The sequence below is a fragment of the Vagococcus penaei genome (genome assembly GCF_001998885.1).
GTDB lineage: Bacteria > Bacillota > Bacilli > Lactobacillales > Vagococcaceae > Vagococcus > Vagococcus penaei.
Map to the genome: position 1 here is coordinate 496165 of NZ_CP019609.1, position 23952 is coordinate 520116.

Genomic DNA, 23952 nt, shown 5'->3' on the forward strand with positions numbered 1-23952 from the left:
CTATTTAGAAAATAAATCCTTCTAATATCTAAACCAGTTAAATTTTGCGATTAGCCAATTACGTCTTTTGTCATGATGCTATTGTCTATCTTGACTATAATAACCCTAAACCCATCAGCACAATGATTGCTTGGCGTTTAAATTTCACTACTATTTAGGATAATGATAAGAAAAAAGTCAATAAATCAGAGTCTATCGGACTAAACAATCACGCATTTTTACTTCTCAGCTAGAGGAAATTAAAGAGGGAAAAATAGGTTAAAATACCTAGAAATTAATTGGAAAAGAATTTGGTGACGCAACATGCAACAATTAAGTAATTATCAGTTGCTTTAAACGTTACTTTTTATAAATTAAGCAAAAAAAATAGCTAGAAACCTTATTAAAAAAGGCTTCTAGCTTATTATCTACACTGATTATTTAGTTTCACGGTGTAAAGTAACTTTACGTTCACGTGGACAATATTTTTTAACTTCTAAACGGTCAGGGTTGTTACGTTTGTTTTTATTTGAAAGATAGTTTCTTTCTTTACATTCTGTACATTCTAAAGTAATGTTTACGCGCATGTTAATTTCCTCCATATATGAATATTCAAGTATCACTTGACACTTGAATATCATATCATCTTTTAAATGAAATTTCTACCCTTTTCCCAAAATTTGTTAAGTAGTTTTACTTTACAAATTTTTAATCTTTTTTTGACTCAACTGCAATTGGTGTCGGATTTGCTTGAATTTCAAAATAAGCATTGATAACGTCTCTTAAAATATCAGCATTTACCCCATAGTCATCATTTGTCAAATTAGGAATCACAATACTTACAGCAATCTCTGGATTGTCTAAAGGTGCATAACCAACGATTGTACTATTGATTGTCGAAATAAACTCTTTGGAGTTATTCGGATTAGCGATAACCGTTTCAGCAGTCCCAGTTTTCGCAGCAATTGGCTGAATGGTCGCACCATTTAGTTTATTAGCCGTCCCCATTGGACCTGTAATAACCCGACGCATACCATTTTGAATAATTTCAAACTCTTTATCCCTACCCTCAATAGTACTCATTACCTTAGGTTCAACTTTACTTTTCAACTTACCAATTGTCCCATCATTTGCAGTGTCATAAACACCTTCAACAATATGTGGAGCAACTCGTTTACCACCGTTAGCAACAGTTGATACATATTGATTTAACTGCATCGGTGTATAAGTATCATAGTTTCCATAAGATAAATCGAGTAAGTTCCCCATAATACCAGGAATATAATTACCATTTTTATCTTTATACGTTTTATTAATTACCCCAACTGTTTCGTTAGGTAAATCGATACCTGTTGGCACACCGAGACCAAACTCTTCATATGTTTTTCGTAATTTTCCATAAACATCGGTTCTCATTGGTAACGAAAAATTAGGAACATACTCTGTATCCATCATACCTAAAGCAATTTTCATCATATAAGTATTTGAGGAGACTTCCAAAGCTTGTTCAGTTGTTAATGGAACAGAGCCATATGGGTTAAATAGTGACGACTTGACTTGTCCACCATCTAAAATAATTGGTTCATCAATCATTGTTTGATTGCCTTTGATTACACCATTCTCATATCCAGACATAATTGTAGCTGCCTTAATTGATGATCCAGGAACATATGCTTTATTAAAAGTACCAATTGTATCATCCGTCAAATTTCCACTTTTAATATCATGATTTAATCCTACCATCGATAGGATATTACCATTTTGTGGATTAGTCACAACCACATAAATACCATCTGAATATTTAGCTTGTCCAGATGCAATCAAGCCATTATAATATTGTTTCGTGATAGCTTCCACACGTTTTTGAAATTCTAAATCTAATGTTAATTTCAAATTATCGCCTTTTTCACTGTCTTTGATTGCTTTTTTGGAAAGGATTTTTTGATTTTTATCAATAACAACTTCTGACTCACCTTTTTTACCACGTAATACATCTTCATATGATTCTTCTAGATAGCTTAAACCAACACGTTCATTGCGTTCGTAACCTTTTTTAAGATACTTTTCAAGTTTATCTTCGGGTAAACCTTGCTTTTCTGATGAAACAACGCCTAAAACTGATCGAATTTGATCTTCTTCTGGATAATCACGATCCCAATCAGCCCCTGCACTAATACCTGGAATGTTGGATGAATTTTCACCAACAATAGCAATTTCTTCAGGTGTCACTCCGTCATTTTTTAATACAACAGATTGTAAACTACCAGCCCCGTTTATTCGTTTAAACACAGTAGCGCGCCTTAAATCATCTTGATTAAAGTTCACTTCATCGTCTGTAACTTTCTCAACAATTTTCGAATAAAGTGCCCCTTCAGATAACTGTTCCCCATGTTTATTTAACTTCTCAGTACTCTTGACACGTTTAGCTGCTTGCTCAAAGTTTTTTGAATCAGACAACCAATAATCACGCTTATCACGATCAGATAATTTATCTGGTTCAATAGCAATTAATGAAACAATTTTATCACTTAACTCTCTAATATCACCAGCAGACATACCCGGGCTTCTTGTAAATATGATTGATTGCTTTGATGTATTACCAACCAAAACGCGTCCTCTGGCATCATAGATGGCACCCCTTGGAGCATTCTCTTTTACAACTGTTTTCTGTCCGGATTCGACAATTTTTTGAAATTTATCTTTCTGCATGATTTGCAAATCACCTAATCGAACGACTAATATAAAAAAAAGAAGAAACACAATAAAAAATAAAATATTTAGTCTTAATGGAATATGGCTTTTACGTTGTGATTTATTCTTCTTAGATTTTAGCGAAGATTTATTATTTTTTTTATTATTTACCATGAATCAATTAATCCTTTCAATCCTACATTTAACTATCAAATAATGTTTTATTAAAGAAAAAATATTTGAGAGTTCTAGTTAAAACACTCTATGAGTATCTCACGTCTAGTCAAGTTTTTCAATGAGAAAGAATGTAATTTAAAAAGTTATTAAACAAATAAAGTTTGAGTTAAAACATATAGAAATATGCTTAACTCAAACCTAAATTAATCGATTTAATTTATAATAATGGTGAAAACACACCAATGACTGCACGTAAAACTTTTTTAAACCATGGCACATTCTTCGCCTCTTTTAATGTAATTAGCTGACTTTTTTCTTCTGTCGCTAAATGATCTTTTAATAATTCTACTACAGACTCTGTCTGATACATCCAAACACCACATTCAAAATGTAAAAATAAACTACGATAATCTAGATTCACAGTTCCAACAGTAGCATACTCACCATCAACAACAAAAGTTTTCGAATGGATAAATCCAGGTGTATACTCAAAAATTTTAATTCCGACTTCAATCAAACGAGCATAATTAGAACGTGTAATTTCATGAACATACCATTTATCAGGAATATGTGGGGTGATAATTCTAACATCTATGCCACTTTTAGCTGCATTACTTAACGCCTCTGTCAATGTATTATCAATAATCAGGTAGGGTGTCGTAATATAAATAGATTCTTTTGCACGACTAATCAAGTTTAAATAAACATTCATGCCAACCGTTTCTTTATCAAAAGGTGAATCGACATAAGGTAAATAGTAGCCAATAGATTCTGGTAATTCACCAGGACGATAATCAGGACGATAATCATAAGGATTGTCTGTTGACGTCTTATCAACGAAACGCCACAATGATAGGAATAAAAGTGTAAAGCCCCAAGCCGCTTCACCACGAAGTAAAATCCCATTATCCTTCCAATGCCCAAAGCGTTCAATTTTATTAATGTACTCATCTGCCAAATTAATCCCGCCTGTAAAGGCAACTTTACCATCAATCACCGTAATTTTACGGTGATTTCGATTATTGAAAATTGACGATAAAATCGGTGAGAATTGATTAAAAACACCACACTTAATACCTAGACTTTTTAATTTTTTATCGTAATTAGCAGGTAGCGTAAACAGACAACCCAAGTCATCGTAAATAAATCGGACTTCGACACCTTCGTTCACTTTTTTTACGAGTGCTTCCAATAGCGTATCCCACATGTAACCTTCCTGAACAATAAAATATTCCATAAAAATATAGTGTTCGGCTTTTTCAATTTCTTCTAACATCGCAACAAATACGTCTTCACCGAATGGAAAATAATGACTGGTTGTGCGATTAAATAGCGTACTTTCACCACGACCAGCCAGATAATTAACTTGGAGTTGCGCGTCAATGTTATCCTCAATTCTTAATTCACTACAAGTACTTCTTAATATTCTTCGTTCCTCTGATTGAATATGGAGCATCTCACGCTTATCTTCACTACTAAAGCGGATTCGACCAAAAACCAAATATATAATTGTCCCAAAAACTGGTAAAATCATAATAGGAATAAGCCAAGCTATTTTATAAGCGGGATTACTCCGGCTATTAATAATTTTTAAAATAACGGCAACAGAAATCAAAAGATAAATAAAATAGAAGTAAACAAAGTACTCACTAAAGCGATACACAATTGAAAATAAAACCGCTAATTGAATAACCATTAACAAGCCAACGATAATGGCTCGGTTAGTTAGAATTTTTAACAATTTGTTCATCACATTTCTCCTTTAAATTATAGTTTCAAATGATACTTAAATATTTTTAGGATTTGTGGCGCTCACTACGATTGCGATATCTTGATTTTACTCGTTTTTTTCTCTTTTTATTTGACACAATAAAAATAAATAAACCGATAAAAACAATTACGATAAAGCCTGCACCTAAATACTTAATATTTTTAGTAATAAATTGTAATTCTTTTTGTTCTGTTGGAGTCTTTAAAAAGCCATCGTTTTCTTTTGTCGCCAATTTAACTGATGTTTCTTTAATTAATGGCGATATCGTCGGCAATGGATTTTTTAATTCAATGGTTGAATCATCAACAATTTTAAAAGCTGCAGGTTGATTTTTTTTCACTGTATCTTTAAACGATTCAGTAAGTTCGACTGCTGTTCCGTCAATCTCATGTTTTCCTTTTGACAATACTTCTTGATACGCAAAATTATTAAAGCCATAATTAAATAAAGCATTCATAAATGGATGACGATAGTACTCACCATTTTGATCGGACCAATTGCCAACACCTAAAACAATCGCAATTAGGCGCATATCACCACGTTTAGCAGTCCCATCAATATTAAATGCACCAGATACCGAAGATCCCGTTTTTAATCCATCGACTCCTTCAAACGCATATTCAAGACCAGGCAATGAATAATTGTAGCTTTCAAATGATTCTTCGTAAGCTGTACCAGACATCACTTTTACCTCTGATTCACTTGTATAAGTCAAAATCTCAGGATATTTTATTAATAAATCACGGGTAAAAATGGCTAAATCACGAGCTGTTGTTTTATTATCTTGTGTCATTTCTAACTCTGACTCAGTTTCATTATTTGCAGCATATAACCCCTGGAACGCAGAAATTTGTGCCCCAGTCGCATTATAGATTGTCGTATTGGTCATCCCTAAATCTTGACATAATTGATTTAATTCTTTTAAATAAACAGCCGCATCTGGTTCAACCAATTCAGCTAACATGATTGTCGCAACGTTAGAAGATGGCACTAACATCATAGATAAAAGTTCTTTTACTGGATATGCTACGTTATTTTTAATTTTATTATTGCTCAATGCATAAATACCAGCTATTTGCTCATATCTAGGTGTCGCAGTTACTTTAGTTTCTAACGTGAATTTACCTTCTTCAATTGCTTCAAAAACCTTATAAGCAGTTAATAATTTGATAATACTGGCGGGATTATGACTTAAATCTGCTTCTTTTTCCCAAAGTAATTTACCAGTATTAACATCAATTAAAACAGCAGCTTTCGGTTCATTTTTAGAATCAACTTTAGCCTGGGTTGCTTGGACTAATTCAAGCATCGATGGCTGCTCCTCAGCGCCTAAAACAGTTATGCCACCTAAAAAAACAAACAAACTAATAACAATAACACTCACTAAATTTTTCATTATAACCCTCTTTCTATATTTCTATTATTTATACCTAATAATAAAAGACTCTTTCCTATCATACCATAAGTAAATCATTAGGTTAAAACAAAAAAATACATAACCTTTGCTTGAAACAAAGGTTATGTATTTGATTAATTGACTAACAATTAATAATCTACTTTATCAGGATCTGGTGCTTTACCAAATTTACCAGATAAACCATCAATCAATTTAATATCGTCATCGCTTAAAGAAAAATCAAAGATATCAAGATTTTCTTTGATTCGTGATGGTGTTACTGATTTTGGTAAAGGTAAAAAGTTATGGTGTAATCCCCAACGTAAAACAACTTGGGCAACAGATTTATTGTAACGAGCTGCAATTGTCTTTAATTCATCCAATTCAAAAATTTTACCGGTACCTAAAGGACTATAAGCTTCTAAAAGAATATCGTGCTTAGTCGCATAATCAACAACTTCAGGTTGTAAATCACTAGGATTTAAAAAGATTTGATTAATTACTGGCTTGATAGTTGCAGTTTTCATCAAAGCATCAATATGATGTGGTTTAAAATTAGATACCCCAATACTCTTGATTTTACCAGCTTTAACAGCATCTTCCATTGCTCGCCAAGCCTCACTATTTGCTTTTTCCCAATCATCTCGATAGGCAAGTGGATTTGGCCAATGAATTAAATACAAATCTAAATAATCCGTTCCTAATTTCTTCAACGATTCATCAATAGCGGCAGAGGCTTTATCATAGGTATGTTCAGAATTCCATAATTTGGTAGTTAAGAAGATTTCTTCACGGGGCACACCACTATCTTTAATGCCTTCTCCAACACTTTCTTCATTACCATAAATGGCTGCTGTGTCAATATGACGATAGCCATCAGCTAAAGCTGCCATAACTGATTCTTTTGCGACTTGACCACTTGGTGTTTGCCAAGTTCCGAAACCAATCACTGGAATTTCATGACCATCATTTAGTTTAAATGTACTTGTTGCTGTTAACATAAAACATTCCTCCTCGTATTGAGTATGGTTATAGTATACATTTTTAATATACATAAATCAAATAAAAAGTATTTTATATATGTAAAAACAACTATAAAAAGCCATTAATGACTTTTTATAGTTGTTTATTTTATTAGCATATTTAGTACAACTGGCATAACAAAAGAAATAGCAAAAATTAACCCAATAATAATTAGATGTCGATTTCTAGTCATTTGCAAATAGCCAATGTATTCACGAATAAAAGCAGTAGGTAAATAATAAAGGCGCGTTTTCGAACCAACTGCTCTTGCCAAGATTCCTTGTCTAGCTGCAATCTTTCCGGCACGTAAAACATGATAGTTATTTGATGCTATCACAATGGAAACATTACTTGTATCCATAATATCATCATTTCTTGAGATAATAGCTTTAGACAATTTTATGTTTTCCCAAGTATTTTTAGATTCTTCTTCTAAGTAAATTTTTTCAATTGTTTTCTCTTGGCTCATAACGTAATCCATCATTGCTTGTGCTTCTGAGACTTTCTCATCTGCACCTTGTCCGCCAGATAAAATAATCGTTGGATGATGATTCAACTTAGCAACTTGTTTATCGTATAATTTAAGGCCTGCATCGATTCTTGATGCTAGAAGTGGTGTCACTCTCTCTCCGTTAATTAAACCAGCACCTAAGATAACAATATAATCGACGGGTTTATGTAAAGGGAACTTATTGTAAACTATAGAAGTCAGAGCATACATAAAGAAAACAAATACCATATACACAAAAACTGTCGTTAAAAAAGAAGCAAAACTTTTAACAATATTATTATGACTACTAAACGCAATGTAACCAATTAACACTTGAAAAGCAATTAACGCAATTGACAATAGTGCCGGTAATAGATTGGCTAGCGATAGTCCCTCACGTTTTAAAAGGACGCCTTCATTCCAAAAAAGCATAATAACAACTGCAAAGATACCAAAAAAAGCTACCGCAATTAATAGTAAGACAATTGGTATCGCAAGAATTAATGCCCAAATCTGGCTAATTTGCTCTACTTGTAAGACTAAGCTCAAATACAATCCCCCGATTAAAATCAAGAAAAAGAAACCTGTCCACAAACTTGTTGGTCGGTAATAGACCCAATAACCAAAAAATAAAAGTGGGATAAAAAGAAGAAAAAACAACTGATAAATTAGTAATGACATATAACTCACCTCATTTATTTCTTAAGTAAAATTTAATATATGTCATATTATAGCATAATTCATTGCTCACTCTCAGCTATTTGACCATTTACTAGTCTAACAACTTGGTGGCAGGTTGTCTGAATAAACTCAATATCATGTGTTATGATAATCACAAATGTTCCTAAATCATGTAGCCACTGAATCACTCGACTCACTTCAAGCATATTTTTCAAATCTAAACCACTTGTTGGTTCATCTAAAATAATGACTTTTTTCCCGGATAAAACTGCAATACCAATAGCGACACGTTGTTTTTCTCCACCAGATAGTGATTGTGGATGACGATCTAATAACTCAGATAAATTAAGTCTCTCCACAACGTCAGCAAAGAGCTCCATACGCTTTGCTTTAACAGTAAGCTCTTTGTAAACTGATTCGAAAAATAATTGTAAATTAACATCTTGCATTACAAGAAAACTTTGGTTTATCAATTGTTTGTGCGTCAAGGCCTGTCCGTTGAGCATAATTTTACCTTTTTTAAAACGTGTTAATCCAGTTAACAGATAGGATAACGTACTCTTTCCAGAGCCATTTGGCCCCACAATACCAACAATTTTTTGATTAGACAAATGTAACTCATCAATCATTAAATGAAAATCTTGATTCTTTTTAGGTGTGTAATGGAGGTTACTAATGACTAATTCGTCAGCAGTCACAGTATTGTCAATCACAGCCGAAGCTTTTAATTGAATAGGTGTCGTTATTAGTTGTCGTAACCCTAACGTTTTTAAATCATCATGGGTCAATTCAAGTAACTGCTTTTTAGACCAATCCGCTTGTATTCGTCCACTATCTAAATATACAAAACGATCAGCAACATCCATCAAATAAGCTAGACGGTGTTCTGCAACAATAATTGTCGCACCAGTCGTTTTTAGCCATTGAATATACTCTTTTAAAATCGCAATCGTGGGTAAATCTAGATTACTTGATGGTTCGTCTAATAAATAGACTTGATGTGGCATCATGCATACCGAAGCAAATGCAATTCGTTGCTTTTCACCACCAGACAAATGAAACATACTCTTGTCCAAGTAATTAGATAAACGAAATGTTTCACTAATTGAAGCAATCCGTTCTTGCATGATACTAGGTAACGTACCATAATTTTCCATATTAAATGCCAACTCTGAATAAACATTATTGGTAAAAAATTGCGTTTTAGGATTCTGAAATACAACGCCTATTTGCTTAACATATTCTTCAAAATCAACTGGTGGTAAAGTCATATTAGCCACAGTTGCCTCGCCTGTGATTGTTCCAGTATAAAGTTCAGGAATCAATCCCGTTAACAAACGAATCACTGTTGATTTACCCGAACCACTCGCACCACATAGAACCACGCATTGTCCTTTTGGAATCGTTAAATCAAGTTTCGTTAGGGTAGACTCATCCACATAAGAAAAATTAACTTGTTTAAATGTAATCATCGATAATACACTCCTAATCCCACAAATAAGCCCATAATACAGATTAGCAAATAGTCTGACCAACCAAATTTAATGACATAGACACTAGTATGAGTGCCTTTATTCCCCAATCCTCTGACTAAAGCTGCTGCCGATAAATCGAGCGAAGTATTTTCAACCGACATTAAAATTGGCACAATAAGATATTCTAATGTATTGAGGGGTTGCTTAAATAAGGAAAGATTAGATGTTGCAATCCCACGTAAAATCATCGCCTGACGAATTCGTTTAACGTCGGCCATTAACGTGGGAAAAAAGCGACAAACAACAATGAAGGGAATTAATATAAAGTTTGGGACTCTCGCTTTCTTTAGCGCCGCAATCCACTCACTTGTTGCTGTTTGATTCGCGGCGAAAGCTGAGGCCATTACAGGTGGTAATAATAATTGATACGCTACCAATAAAAAAGCTAAAAAAGCCGTGATTGGTCCTGTAATTGTTGTTAGAACTATCCGATTAATCAGTAATAATGTTAAATACATCGTTAGTAACCAGCTAGCCTTTCGTAGCCCACCATTCAAACCTAACAGAACGGAGAGGCAAAGCACAAAACTTAGTTCCACTTGCCAATTAACCCGTAACATTAAAAGCAAACTAGCAACAAAAACTGTCACTAATTTGCTTCGCGGATCAAAAGCAATGACTTGCTTTTTTTTCATTCGTTTTACTCCTATTTACTGACTTTTGCAAAATGTTTCGCATAAATCTTTTTCGCAATAATTAGGCCAATCACCCCACCAAGAATTGTCACTAAAAATGACACAAAAAATGTTCCCGTGGTGATAGGTGCAAAGACGCTATCAATATAGGTTTGGTCTTTACCATGTTTTATTAAAACATTGATATAGGAATCCTTCATGAACCATAATGGGATAATAGGCCCCGTTAAACCAAAGCCGAAAATAATGTAACTAAGGGGCAATTTCATTTCTTTAACTAGGCTAGTCTTATACATAACAATATCCGCTAATAACGGAAAAAGAACGCTTGGTAAAAAAGCTAATGGAAAATAGCCAAAGACTAAAAAGAAAAGCGCCATCACCGAGCCAACCAATGTAATCGCACCAAATTTGGGGATTTTATTGATGACTAATAGATAGACTGTTCCGGATAAAAGAGCCGAAAAACCAGGAATTAAAATTGAATTAAATACTGGAACAGTAAATCTTAGCAACATTGTTGCAATAGCAACCATTAAAAAATAAATTGCGGCATAAATACCAACAGAAATTAAATCGTGAACCTTCAACTGCTTCATTTGTACTCTCCTCTTTACAACTAATCTTATTGATACTAATGATAATTAGAACAAAAGAAAGTATAACATAAATTATGCAAAAAGAATGCTTTTTAACTTTAGTTTTTTTCCTGACTAAAGCGGTCTTAACCATTGGTAAACAAGGCGTTCACCATTTTTAATAGGTAACAAGATGTCACCACACTCAACAAAACCTGCCCGTTTAATGACTCGTTGCATGGCTAAATTTTGGGAATGTGTGTCAATTCTAACATCATCATAACCTAAAGAGATGGCAAAAGAGAGCAGATACCCCATAAAAATATGTCCCATTCCTTTAACACCTATATCTGAACAAATAGCAAACCGATGAATAGTTGCATAATGTGTCTCACTAGTTAGCCATGCCCCAGAATTTAATGTGTCATATGACACTTCCGGTAATGTTTGTAAACAGGCAACACCGCTAATTTTACCGTCTATAATTAAAACATGGCAAGTGTCTTCAGCAATATCAGCTGATATTACTGTAGTATTAGGCTGATTTTCTGCTTGCCACTGAGGTACTCCTCTTTTTTTTAGTATCTCAACTCCAGAAGCAATCACATCCATAATAGCTGGTAAATCTTCTAATGTTGCACGGCGACTATAAAAATTAGCCATCGTCTCCCACACTCCCTTCACTTATCTATGTTATTAGAATACACAATTCTTCGTGAAAAAGACAGATACAAAAGAAGCATGACTGGCAAAAATTAACATTTGTCAGTCATGCTTTTTATTCACATGTTAAAGAGATTTTGCTTGGCGGACACGTTCAGTCACATCAACGGGATGTCCGGCTTTTTTCAAATCATAAAATTCAGCTGTTGCTGCAAACAATAAATCACTTGCTGAGTTAACGGCTGTTTCGACAGAATCTTGAATAACGCCAATAACAAAACCAATACCCACTACTTGCATAGCAACATCGTTGGGAATATTAAATAAACTACATGCTAAGGGAATTAAAAGCAAACTACCTCCGGCAATACCCGAAGCACCTGTTGCAGCAATTGCTGATAACAAACAAAGTAAGAAGGCTAATAAAAATGGAATTTCCATATTTAATGTATGCGCTGCTGCCAAAGTCATAATGGTAATAGTCATAGCGGCACCACCACTATTTGCACTAGCTCCTAAGGGAATGGAAATTGAATACGAGTCACGGTCTAAGCCTAATTTTTCACACAACTCCATATTAATTGGAATATTCACCGCTGAACTTCGAGTGAAAAAAGCAGGAATACCACTTTCCTTCATTGTATCGAAAGTTAATGGGTAAGGATTTTGTCGCAATAAAAGAAAAACCATCAACGGATAAACGACAAAAGAAACGAATAGCATTGAACCTACGACTAATATAATTATTTTGACGTAATCTGCCATACCAGATAATCCAACAGTAACAACTGAATTATATACCAAACCGATAATTCCTAGCGGAGCAAATTTAATAATGACTTGAACAATGTCACTGACTGCATCACCAATATCAGAAATGACTCGTTTAGTCTCTTTAGATGCCACTCGTAGACCAAGTCCCATTAAACATGCCCAGAATAAAATTGATAAATAATTACCATCAATAATCGCTTTAAATGGGTTGCCCACAGCATTTAATAAAATACTTGAAATAATTTCTTGTATGTTATCCGGAACTTGCTGAGCTTCAACTACTTCTGGTAATACTAAAGCAACAGGAAAAAGATAACTAGCGATGACAGCAACCAAAGCAGCTACAAATGTCGCAATTAAATACAAAGAAATAACAGTTTTCATATGCGTTTTTTGACCTTTTACATGCCGAGAAAGCGATGCTAAGATTAAAAAAAAGACTAATACTGGGGCAATACCTTTCAATGCTCCAATAAATAGTTCCCCAAGTAAACTAATACCACTCCAGGTTGGCAAACTTAGTCCTAATAAAATCCCAATTCCAATTCCAATAATAATTTGTTTAATTAAAGACAAACTCCGCCACATTTTTATCATATCCACAAAACCCTTCTAATCATTTTCTCATTTTAAATGATTATAACAGACTTCTTCACAATTAAAAACCTTTTCTGAAAAAAATGTCAAAAAAACTGTAATAAAAAAATTATTCCAGAAAATTTATCATTCGATAATCATTCTATTTTCATTAAATTTTTTGGCTTCTTGATTGATTACTTTCAAATCAATTTCTTGCTGCTTAGCCGCAAAAACACAGCCACAATAACATTGACGATAAATATCGTATGTTCGACACATCTCGATTGACCGTTGATAACCACCGTTCTTCTTAAAATCACTTGGTAAATAATTGACTTGATAAATTTTTTGCACGTCTAAGCCAATTTGATTGATGAGTTGAGCATTTTTTTGAGGCGAAATAGTTAACGCACTACCAAAATAATCAAATCCTCTCGTTAACGCCTCATCAGCAACTAAATCTAAACGCATCTGAAAACACGCTGTACAACGCTTACCTTTTTCAGGTTCATTTTGTAAGCCTTGGGCCTGCACCATTTTGATGAATTCATTTGGCTGATAATCGGCCTCAATGTAACCAACATTTTTCCCAGTTTGATAATTAAATTGACTAATAAATTCTTGTTGAACTTTAGCACGTCTGAGATATTCACTTCGCGGATAAATATTTGAGTTGGCAAAATAAATGGTAACATCAGCAAAATCAGTCAAGAACTCCAACGTATATGTACTACATGGTGCACAACAACTATGTAATAAAATTTTAGGTCGCTGATTATTATTCTGCCAATCTTTTATAACTTTTCTTAGGACACTATCATAATTAACCGTTTGATTGGTTAATTTTTCAATCATTTTAGCTGCATCTAGCATATTTTATTCACTCCCACTAATAACTACGCTTAATGACTTTATTATACAGGACTAAATAAAAAAAAATACATAACTAATCTAATTTAGATTAGCTATGTATTTAACCAATTGACTATACTCTTTAATTTTTTTACATTCAATAAATAGATTTGCTTATTTTTTACTTCAATCAAGCCATCTGCTACAAGCTCATTAATGACACGGTAAACACTCCTCGTTGATGAGTTAACCAAGTTACAAACTTGATGGCTAGTAATCTTAATATTCGCATTATGCAACTCTAATAAAGCCACGACTACTTGACTTTTAATGCTCGACAGGCTGAACTTTGCTGTTTGTTTCAGCAAATAATCAATTGTTCCACATAAATAAATTAAGAGATGCTTTGAAAAATTCGTATCAGTTTCGCGCCATTCTAAAAAAGTTTGTTGGGGAATTTTAATCACTTCCACATCAGTCATACTTTGTGCAGATAGGCGATAATATTCCCCTGAACAAACCTCGTAGCTCCCAATCATTCCACCAATTGTATCAATTTTAACTGTCACTTCTCTACCACTATCATTAAGCATAGAGCGCTTAATTGTACCGGAAACAATGATATACACATAATTGCTTAAATCACCCTGGTGAAATAATATCTTTTTCGATTTATAACTTTCAATCGTCATTTGATTGATTAATCGCTCCGGACAATTTTTAAAAATTTTAGAGAGAATTTGATTTGGTTGAACAAGTTCATAAATATCAGTCATCACGTAATCCCCCTAGCTTTGTCAAAAATTTCCTAATAGTTAAAATTATTTTTGAAAAATCCATTTATCTCATCATTATCAATACGGGATGACGGTTGATACTCAATCGATAAAAAAAGCTACATAAAGGACTCTGTACTAATGGTGATTATCTAACATACTAAAAGTAACCAATGAATAATCACATTAGGCACATCCGCCTTCCCCCTTACATATTATGTCAAACTACCTATTTATTAACAATGAAATATGTCGTTAAAACAAGGCTAAATTTAGTCCAAATGTCTTATTTTTAAGACATAAGGCAAAATAAAAACACCTCACGAAAACAAACCTACGTTATTTTAACAAATAGACTTAATTTTATATCTACATTCATCTCAAGTACAAGCTTAATGGATAGCGACTTAATGTAATACATCCCTTATGAGCGCCGCTAAATGGCTAATCTTAATCTATCAGGAAAAGATTTACTGATTGTAACAAATTTCATTTTTCTTAGCAAATAATATGGTGAAATCATTATCGTGTAAAACTAAAAACTCACTCGCTTAATAAGTGTGAGTGAGTTTAGTAACGAAAAATTTATTTAAATAGGTTGGCAAAAAAATCTTTAATGCTTTGCCAAATGCCAGTCGCTCCTTCTTTTGCTTTTGCGACATTTTCATCAGACAATAAGTTGTTTTTAAATTCTGTTCCATTTTTAATCAAATCATCTTTAAAATTTGTTAATTGTTTTGTCATTTCTTTGTCGTTAATGGCATTCGTACTAGAAAAATTCACCATATTATTAACTACTTCCGTTTTTAATTCTGGTGTGATAGCATTTTGCAAGCCGTTTTGCTCAATTTGTTGGTCAACGACTTTCGTCACTTCACTTTCTTTTTCAGCTTGAGACATTTTAGCTAATTTGTCATTTATTTTTTGTAATTCGAGCTGAATATCGGCTAACATGACCAAAATATTTTCAGATGAGTAGTCTTTGTTGTCTTTATTCTGGCTGTCAATATTTGATACTACTTGCATTTGTTCTTGTGCGACTTCGCGTTTTTCATCCCGAGCTGTTTGATCGGCTTGATTTGCTGCTGGATCGACTTCATCATAAATCTTATAGATACCGGCTAAAGCACCACTACCATCCATTGTGCGAACACTAGCAATCCGGATATAAGCGTCGTACACACCACTCGTAATGGCTGCAGAGCGATACATTGCTTCCGTACGGGCAGTAATATTTTGTGGTGTAACAATATCAACAGTCACACCAGTCCCAGACTTAGTTCGTGCCATATAAGCACTTGAATAAGCTTTAGATTGACTGGTAAAATCGGGGACATCAGTCACATATTTAACTAAATCATTACCATCAACAATGTATGTATTATATTTTTTGGTATCAATTCCTTTTAACTCGGATACTTTATTTAAATCCTTAGTCAAAATATCAATTGTTTCAGTTCTTTCAGTCTCAGTCAAGCCATTTCCTAAGGCAATATTAGGGACATTCCAGCCTTCATCTTTTGCTTTCTCATTTGCGGCATAAGCTTTGGTACCGACTAATAAACCGGTCATTAGCATTATTGCTGCTAACCATTTATGTGTTTTTCTCATAAAAATAGCTCCATTCATTAAGTTTTTGACTTGCTATCATTATATCATTTGGTGAGCTAATGTCATCCATCTCAAGAATGAGTTTTGAGATTCTTAAACTTTTAGATAAATGAAAAACGCAGCGACTATTTCTCATTAGTCACTGCGTTTTTTAAAACTGCTTATCTCTCTGAAGGTAAGACTTTATTTAAAATAATGGCCACAATAGATGCTGTTGCAATTGGCGAACCAAATAGATATTGTAAAAACTGTGGTAATGTTGTAATAAAATCTTGTGGAATCAAAATTAAACCAAGCGTCACAATCATAGGTACTGAAATGACGTACATTTCTTTTTCACGAATCGGAACTTCTTTAATCACTTGCATCCCACTAATTGCGATTACTCCACACACCACAACAAACACTCCTCCAATAACTGCTGAAGGAATTGAAGAAATTAACGTCGCTAACTTACCTGAGAAACCAAAAATTACAAACCAAATCCCAGCTGCCGCAAATACTTTTTTACTGGCTACACCTGTAATTGAAATGATACCGGCATTAGTTGAGTAACCTGTCACTGGTGTTGAACCAACTAGTGCTGATACGATACAGCTAATCCCTTCACCGATTACACCACGATTAATTGTTTCTGGCGATAAGTCCGATTCTGTTGCTTGACTGATAGCGAACCATGTACCAGTTGTCTCAGCCAATAATACCATGTAAATAATGACCATGGTCACAATAGCAGATAAATCAAAATGTAAGCCAAAATTAATGAATGGTAAACGTGGAATAGAAAAAGCTGATGCTTGATTAACGGCACTTAAATCAAGAACACCTAAATACTTCGCAACGAAAGAACCCACAACTAACGCAATGATTACCGATGATACACGTAGCCAACGACCCTTAACTGGAAAGCGTGATCCTAACATTGTCAACGTTATTAACGTCGTTGCTGTAATAATCGCCATTAATAAATTGTCTGTGATTTTGCCTGGTGCATTAAACACATTCCCAGTCATCGCAACCGGCATTAAGGATAGCCCGACGACATAAATAATTGTCCCACCAACGATTGGTGGAATAAAAGAAGCCACGAATTTGTGGAATAATCCAGATAAACCTAGTAACGTCACAATAATTGCACCGATTAAACTAGCACCTAGAACCGTTCCCCAACCCATATCTCCAGATTGATTTGCAAAATAAATACCGATAATCGCACCAATTGGAATAAACGATGGCCCTTGGGCAATTGGTAATTTCATAAAAAGAAACGTCTGAATGAATGTCCCAATTCCCGCAGCGATAAATGTTGCTTGAATTAAACTTGAACTATCTTTGGCACTCATACTGACAGCTGCTGCAATTAAAAATGGGACAACGTACACATCCATTGCCAAAACATGTTGAATTCCTAATAAAATTGCTTGACCAGTTGATACATGGTCATTAACCCCGATTGTTAACTTTGTTGTTGCTTGTGACTTTTCCATCTACTTTGCTCCCTTATTTGAATAAACTAATTCGCCTTGAACAAACACTTGTTTAATATCTTCTGACTCAGTTAGATACAAACTCTTTTGAAAGACCTCGTCCAAATCCGTTTCTTCAATAAACGGAAAACGTGTCACATCAATAATTTGTGCATCAAAAGCATAACCAACATCTAATTTACCAATTGGTAACGACAAAGCCTCACCCCCACCAACTGTTGCTAAATAAAACACTTCATTTAATGACAAACGACTCTCAGCTTTGCCACGTTGTTCAGCTGATAAAAGAGGATTAACACCGTCCTCTAACATACGTGACGAAATAACGGCTTGTTTTAAATTATCGTATAAACTTGGTGAAAAGCCACCTGAAATATCACTACCAAGACCTACTTTTACCTGATAGTCATCCATTAATTGTTTGACACGTGTCACAGCATTGCCAAAATACGCATTAGAGATTGGACAATGTGCCACCGCAGCTCCAGTATCCGCAAATTGCTGCATATCTGCATCTGATAATAGTCCCGCATGAGCCATCACTGATTTATCTGTTAATAAACCAAATGAATGCAACATCTCGGTATCTGACTTTCCGTAACGATTATAAGCGTACTGATGCTCCCAGTCACTTTCACTACAGTGTGATTGAATATGCGTATCATACTTTTCTGCTAGTTGACCTAATCCCTGTAAAGCTTCATCCGTACAACTTGGAATAAAGCGTGGCGTTACCACAGGATAAACACCTTGTTTGGTTGTTTGATTTAGTTCCTGCACTTCTTGAATAAAGGCTTCCGTATCACTAAGCGCTTGCTCCGTTGACGCATCACGATAATAACTTGGATTTTCATTTGGATGATCCATCACGACTTTCCCAACTAATCCACGTTGTCCTTTTGTTGCACAAGTTTTCGCCAGAACAACACTCGCTTCTTTATGAACCGTCGCAAAATATAAGGCAGTGGTTGTTCCTAAAGACAATAAACGATCCACTAAATGGCTATAAACTTTCTCAGCAAACTCAACATCTGCATATTTTGCTTCCAATGGAAACGTGTAAGTATTTAACCAGTCATGTAATGGACGGTCTAATGCTAGTCCTGCCTGTGGCCACTGTGGTGCATGCACATGTAAATCAATAAAGCCAGGTAATAAATACTCACTTGACGCTAATTCTTTTAATATTCCATCAGACTTAGCTGCTACTAACACTTGCTGATAGTTCGGCTCTTCAGGTGAAATAATTTTTTCAATTATGCCTTCTTCATTAATACAAAACAATACGTCGACTAAACTATTAACCATGGTTTTAGACTGGCTAGTAAAGGCCGTCCCTTTAATAATTTGTTTAAACACGAACTATATTCTCCTCTTCATCTTTAATAGTAAAGTTATTATAGCAAATTAATGAATTAAGGGCTATTAATTTTTGATTTTTGAAAATAATTAATAAAATACAATCGTTTTATTAACGGTATTTTTTATGCAAAATCATCTATTATTAATAATCAATGATTTAAAAAACAACAAAAAAACCATTAGTTAACAAACATGTTAACTAATGGTTTTAACTAATTGATGAAATAATTTAGCGTTAGACTCATTGATTTTTAATTTTAGTTCAGTAAAAATTTTTTAATTAGCTAGGTAATGAAAAAACTTTTATTATATTCATCGAGTATTTATTTAGTATATCTATAAAAATAACTATTATTTTCTATCTAATCCCTAACGAAATCCTCGCATATCTACTCATTCTATCAGTCGTCCATGCCGGGTACCACACTAATTTTACTTCGACTTCTTTGACTTCTTCAATGTCACGTAATGCTTGATGGATTTCTTCTGTGATGACATCTGCTAAAGGGCACCCCATAGTTGTCAATGTCATTTTGACTTCACAATAACCATCATCATCTAAATTCACTTCATATATAAGTCCTAGGTTGACAATATCAATCTCCTCGCCAGCAGAATGCAGTTGGTAATATGACCAACTCAAGTTCATTACAACGCAAAATTTCACAAAGATTCTGATACTCTTTTATTCAATTTTTATAGTTAAATTATACCTTAAAAACAGCTAAAAAACACTCAAAAATGGCATGGACTACTGACACAAAAGATAAAAAAATCGCTATTTGGTCAGTAGTCCAGAGAATTTTATTAAAAAATAATAAAATCAGATAGATGTATTTTTAATTGTTAGCTAATCAAAATTATTCAATAACATTATAGTAATTTAACTTCAACTTTCGATTCAGGTTTATTTCGTTTTACATATACACTAAGTTTTTCTGGTTCTTTTTCTTTGTAAGATGAAACTATTCCGACATCTATTAAATTATCCAATAGTTCCCTTATCATACTGTTATTTTCAAGTACAATTTCACGCATTCTACCATCTATGTACAATTGATTATAAGGGATTTCTTGTTTTTCAGCCAAGTTTCTACAATTTCATATTGTTCATCGGTGTACTTAAATTTTCTAAATACAAAATTCATATACTTGACAAATAATTCACTGTCAAACGATTGACTAAAAATCACTTCAAAATCGTCTGATGTCAATGTATTAATAGACGTTTCATAGATAGTAGTTAATACAGTTTCTATAGTTTCCTGGTCTAACATTCCCTTATTTATATTGAAAATAAAATACTCTTGAATTGAATCAATACTTGAATTTAAGTTTATTAGTTTATTCATCTGCTCATCTGTGATTATGATTTGCTCAGATAAAAGAGTGTCTATAAATTTCTGGTCTACGAATAGTTCTGGGAATTCTTTGGTAAATAGTAAATTAATTAACCTTAATAAATCAGATGTGTTCCATCCTTTAATTAAACCAATAATTTCATTGATAGTTAGCATGATTTCATTTGCATTTTCTACATAATCATCTTGGAAATTTAAAAGTAATTTATCTTTTAAATCAAAATCTCTAAATTCATCAAGTGTTTCAATATCAAAAACTACTAAGTCATTACTAATTAAAAATTTAACACTTGTTGCATCCAAATGATAAGCTTCATATTTTGAAAGTTTTAAAATTTCTAAATTATTTTCATTTACATCTATTATTTTTTTATCAACTAATCCTTTCAGTAAGTTTTCAGTATCAGATTTAGTTTTATCAGAAAATTGTTCATAATCACTTTTAAGATACGGAATGATACTTGAATCATTAAAAATAATTCTTAAATATTCCAAATCAACTTTTTCAGAAGTCTTGAAGGTCATTAAATTTAACCAATTTAATTTATACTTTTCAAATTCAAATATTTTATTCCATAATTTCTGATTCTTAATCCTTGAAATATCAAAAATTTTAGTATTCGCACGACTGATTAGTTCCCCATATCTAATATACTCAGCATCTTCTTCATCATATAAATTTAACATTTCTATGAAACTCTCTTCGGTCTCATGTAATACTTCTAACTCCAATAACACATCTCTTATAAATTCATCTAAATTATCTTGAATATTAGTTATTAAATCTTGATTTTCCATTTGTAAAATATTCTCATAAGATACTTCCTTAACCATTTCATTCTCACCATAATTTAAAATAGATTCAAATATTTTCGTGTTAAAATCAAATAATTCTAATTCAATAAATAATTTAAATTCCTGACCACTTAAGTCTCCCATGTCGATATCTTCAAATAATATTTTGGCATCATCATACGTTTCATCATTATTATTAAAACTTGCAAGACTTTCAATTAGTTTACTTTTCTCTATAAAATTTTCCATTTCACTAAAGAAATGAGGTCTTGATATTATATTTTCTCTTAATAAATATTCTGGTTCTGGTTCTGGCTCCTCATTAAAATAAGGTTCATTCAATATAGTATTAAAAGGAACTCCATCTCGGTATCCGAAATAACTCTCTTCCAAGATAGTTGAACTAATTATTAAATTCACTAATTTTGATTTCATACTTTCCTTAGATTTTCTAAAAAAATCTACACCGAAAATCTCAATCATTTTAAATATTACTTTAGATATTTTCTCTTCATTTAGTAAAATATCTAATTGTTCTAAATAGATATTCTCATCTTGATTAAACCAATTTTTCAAAACTACATCACGAACATTTTCTTTATCCTTATACTTATCAGAAAACAAATACAGCAACATATTCTTGTTAAGTATACCGGGGCTTTCAAAGTCTTTGATAGATAGGTTTTCAATAACAACCGAGGAATCAGATAAATCTTCATTAAATTCTATTCTTTGATTTGATTTTATCTTAACCAAAACGTTTTTATCATTCGCTGTGAGGCTTTTTCCTTCATAAAAAATTGATAAGTAAGAAGAGTAATCTTCTGCTAGGTAACCATTTGTTATTAAAAAAAGGATAAAAGCTTTCTCCCTAATTGTAACTTTTAATTTATGATATGAAGGAATTTTAATTAAAATATTCTCTTGACTTTTAGTATCGTTTGAATATTCCGTTGGTAAGTCGAAGATAGAATTCGCTAAGTTAGGATATAACCTCAATTTTTCTTGTAGTGACAGTCGCTGAAAAGCTGTTATTTTATCCTTTAATTGATTTACTTCATTAATTTTTTTATCTCGTTTTTTCTTAAGTAGACTACTTGGTTCTTTAATATCTATAAGCAACTTTGTAATGTCAACATTAAATGCACCTTTTTCATATGTTTTTACCCTAAGCTCGTTATCTTCGGCTTCAAACAACATTTCTAATTCTTCTAAAGTTATATTTGACAATAACTTCCAATCTTCATCAATGTACAACTCGTCTTCTCCAGAAAGTCCTTTTTCAAAAAAGAATAGCTTAGCAGTACCTATTTTATTAACCATCAAATCAAATTGAATATCTTCTAACTCTGCTTCTAAATCTTGCAATTCTTGTTTCAAATGACTTATCAATTCATTGTCATATTCATCTGTAGCAATAGCTTTATACAACGCACCTTCGGATTTTTGTAATTTTGTATATACTGATGGAATGAGATTTTTTAATGTAATTAGAGAAAATAATCTCTTTTTGTCAAAACTATCTGATAACTTTCCATGCACGTCTATAAATGTATAGTATTCATTTACAATATTATTTAATAATCTTAAATCATGTATATGTAATGAAATATCACTTAAAAAAAGTTCAAACTCTTTTTCTAATATAATATCGTTTGGATAATTAGCAGCAAGTTCTGATTTTTCTATTTTAATCGAGTCCTTTTCCTTCAACACCTTAATTTTACGCTCTTTTTCTTTACTTTCTATTAATGGAATTAAATAATCTCTTGAATTAAATCCATCTAATACAGGAATTACTGGGATAATCAGTTCAAAAAACTTAGTTCTCAACTCAGATTCATGTTCTTCTACTTCATCTTCAATTTTCGAAAAAATATCCTCTTTTAAAGCATAGATAAAAGTAATATTTCTATTAATTTGTTTCGCATTATTTAAAAGTATGTTTAGTTCTTTTAAATGTTCAAAAACTTTGATACTTCCAAATCTGTCAACATCTTCAATAACTACTACATTAAAGTTATTAGTTTCAAAGTAATATATTATTTCATCTATATACTTGTTAAAATAGGAAGTACTTCCTTCATTACCTTCTATTGTAATATTTCCAACACTCAATTTTGATAAACTAAACTGCTTAAGTATTATATTGATTAAAATAGCTAAAAGTACAAATAGACCTAATAAAAATAAGAAGTAAAAAATAAAATTTACCATTTCAATATTCTTCTGAATAAATTCAAATCTATTTTTCAACATAGTCTGTAGATTCAGAAAATCATTTAAAAATAAAAAACTCAAAATAGATAAAAACTCTGTTAATAAAAAAAACACTATTTTCCCTTTCGAGATATTGTTTATTTTTTTAAATCTTGAATGTGGTAGTTTAGCTTTTTTTTCACGATAAATCATTTGTTTAACTAGACTATTTTCTAATTTTTCACTTAAATCAACAGTTATCTTATTTCCTCTTTCATCAACAAATTCTTCGTGGTCTTTCTTAGAATATGACCCTAATGAAAGATTTAAATAATTATTTTCATCATGTGCATTTTCAAAATTTCTAAGTATAGTACTCTTACCTGCTCCATATGAACTCATTAAAGCCACATTATGCACATCAGGCATTCTAACACTTTCGTCTAGCCTATCAATATATGGTTGAATTTTTTTTAGGTCATCGCCTTCCAACAATTTTGGAGCTAAACTATTCTGCTTATAACTTTCTGTCTCCAT

The 23952-nt window shown here is 32.6% G+C and carries 18 protein-coding genes; all 18 read right to left on the reverse strand.

What is annotated here, in order from left to right; all coding sequences use genetic code 11:
• Positions 1 to 416 precede the first annotated feature (416 nt).
• The 18 genes from rpmG to BW732_RS02450 all read right to left on the reverse strand — a co-directional run bounded on the left by rpmG (position 417) and on the right by BW732_RS02450 (position 23952).
• Entirely contained in the window at positions 417 to 566 is a 150-nt protein-coding gene (rpmG, locus tag BW732_RS02365) for a 50S ribosomal protein L33 (protein ID WP_077275288.1), read from the reverse strand.
• 121 nt (positions 567 to 687) lie between these two features.
• On the reverse strand, positions 688 to 2688 hold the full coding sequence (locus BW732_RS02370; RefSeq protein ID WP_161485499.1) for a penicillin-binding transpeptidase domain-containing protein: 2001 nt from the start codon (positions 2686 to 2688) through the stop codon (positions 688 to 690).
• Between the two features lie 376 nt (positions 2689 to 3064).
• A complete protein-coding gene (gene cls, locus BW732_RS02375; protein WP_077275290.1) occupies positions 3065 to 4597 on the reverse strand; it encodes a cardiolipin synthase in 1533 nt (510 codons plus the stop codon).
• A gap of 46 nt (positions 4598 to 4643) precedes the next feature.
• A complete protein-coding gene (locus tag BW732_RS02380; RefSeq protein WP_077275291.1) occupies positions 4644 to 6014 on the reverse strand; it encodes a D-alanyl-D-alanine carboxypeptidase family protein in 1371 nt (456 codons plus the stop codon).
• A gap of 149 nt (positions 6015 to 6163) precedes the next feature.
• Positions 6164 to 7015 (reverse strand): aldo/keto reductase, encoded by an 852-nt coding sequence (locus tag BW732_RS02385; protein WP_077275292.1) that lies wholly within the window; start codon positions 7013 to 7015, stop codon positions 6164 to 6166.
• Between the two features lie 125 nt (positions 7016 to 7140).
• Positions 7141 to 8208 (reverse strand): YdcF family protein, encoded by a 1068-nt coding sequence (locus tag BW732_RS02390; protein ID WP_077275293.1) that lies wholly within the window; start codon positions 8206 to 8208, stop codon positions 7141 to 7143.
• A gap of 59 nt (positions 8209 to 8267) precedes the next feature.
• Positions 8268 to 9680 carry an ABC transporter ATP-binding protein gene (locus BW732_RS02395; RefSeq protein ID WP_077275294.1) on the reverse strand — a complete coding sequence of 471 codons (1413 nt, stop codon included), beginning with the start codon at positions 9678 to 9680 and terminating at the stop codon, positions 8268 to 8270.
• A complete protein-coding gene (locus BW732_RS02400) occupies positions 9677 to 10378 on the reverse strand; it encodes an energy-coupling factor transporter transmembrane component T family protein (RefSeq protein WP_077275295.1) in 702 nt (233 codons plus the stop codon). The genes BW732_RS02395 and BW732_RS02400 overlap by 4 nt, the downstream gene beginning before the upstream one ends.
• Before the next feature lie 11 nt (positions 10379 to 10389).
• On the reverse strand, positions 10390 to 10977 hold the full coding sequence (locus BW732_RS02405) for an MptD family putative ECF transporter S component (protein ID WP_077275296.1): 588 nt from the start codon (positions 10975 to 10977) through the stop codon (positions 10390 to 10392).
• 114 nt (positions 10978 to 11091) lie between these two features.
• Positions 11092 to 11619 (reverse strand): GNAT family N-acetyltransferase, encoded by a 528-nt coding sequence (locus BW732_RS02410; protein WP_077275297.1) that lies wholly within the window; start codon positions 11617 to 11619, stop codon positions 11092 to 11094.
• Between the two features lie 126 nt (positions 11620 to 11745).
• Complete coding sequence (sstT, locus tag BW732_RS02415) at positions 11746 to 12990, reverse strand: serine/threonine transporter SstT (protein ID WP_126844421.1); 1245 nt, start codon at positions 12988 to 12990, stop codon at positions 11746 to 11748.
• A 126-nt stretch (positions 12991 to 13116) separates the two neighbouring features.
• A complete protein-coding gene (locus BW732_RS02420) occupies positions 13117 to 13845 on the reverse strand; it encodes an epoxyqueuosine reductase QueH (protein ID WP_077275298.1) in 729 nt (242 codons plus the stop codon).
• A 92-nt stretch (positions 13846 to 13937) separates the two neighbouring features.
• A complete protein-coding gene (locus BW732_RS02425) occupies positions 13938 to 14600 on the reverse strand; it encodes a Crp/Fnr family transcriptional regulator (RefSeq protein ID WP_077275299.1) in 663 nt (220 codons plus the stop codon).
• A 585-nt stretch (positions 14601 to 15185) separates the two neighbouring features.
• On the reverse strand, positions 15186 to 16211 hold the full coding sequence (locus BW732_RS02430; protein ID WP_077275300.1) for a DUF1002 domain-containing protein: 1026 nt from the start codon (positions 16209 to 16211) through the stop codon (positions 15186 to 15188).
• Positions 16212 to 16372: 161 nt separating this feature from the next.
• The gene (locus tag BW732_RS02435; RefSeq protein WP_077275301.1) at positions 16373 to 17698 is read right to left on the reverse strand and encodes a uracil-xanthine permease family protein; all 1326 of its coding nucleotides are present in this window, start codon (positions 17696 to 17698) and stop codon (positions 16373 to 16375) included.
• Positions 17699 to 19057: a guanine deaminase gene (guaD, locus tag BW732_RS02440; protein ID WP_179946100.1), complete on the reverse strand. Its 1359-nt coding sequence runs from the start codon at positions 19055 to 19057 to the stop codon at positions 17699 to 17701.
• A gap of 361 nt (positions 19058 to 19418) precedes the next feature.
• The gene (locus tag BW732_RS02445) at positions 19419 to 19703 is read right to left on the reverse strand and encodes a metal-sulfur cluster assembly factor (RefSeq protein WP_335673630.1); all 285 of its coding nucleotides are present in this window, start codon (positions 19701 to 19703) and stop codon (positions 19419 to 19421) included.
• Between the two features lie 403 nt (positions 19704 to 20106).
• The gene (locus tag BW732_RS02450) at positions 20107 to 23952 is read right to left on the reverse strand and encodes a YobI family P-loop NTPase (protein WP_152023767.1); all 3846 of its coding nucleotides are present in this window, start codon (positions 23950 to 23952) and stop codon (positions 20107 to 20109) included.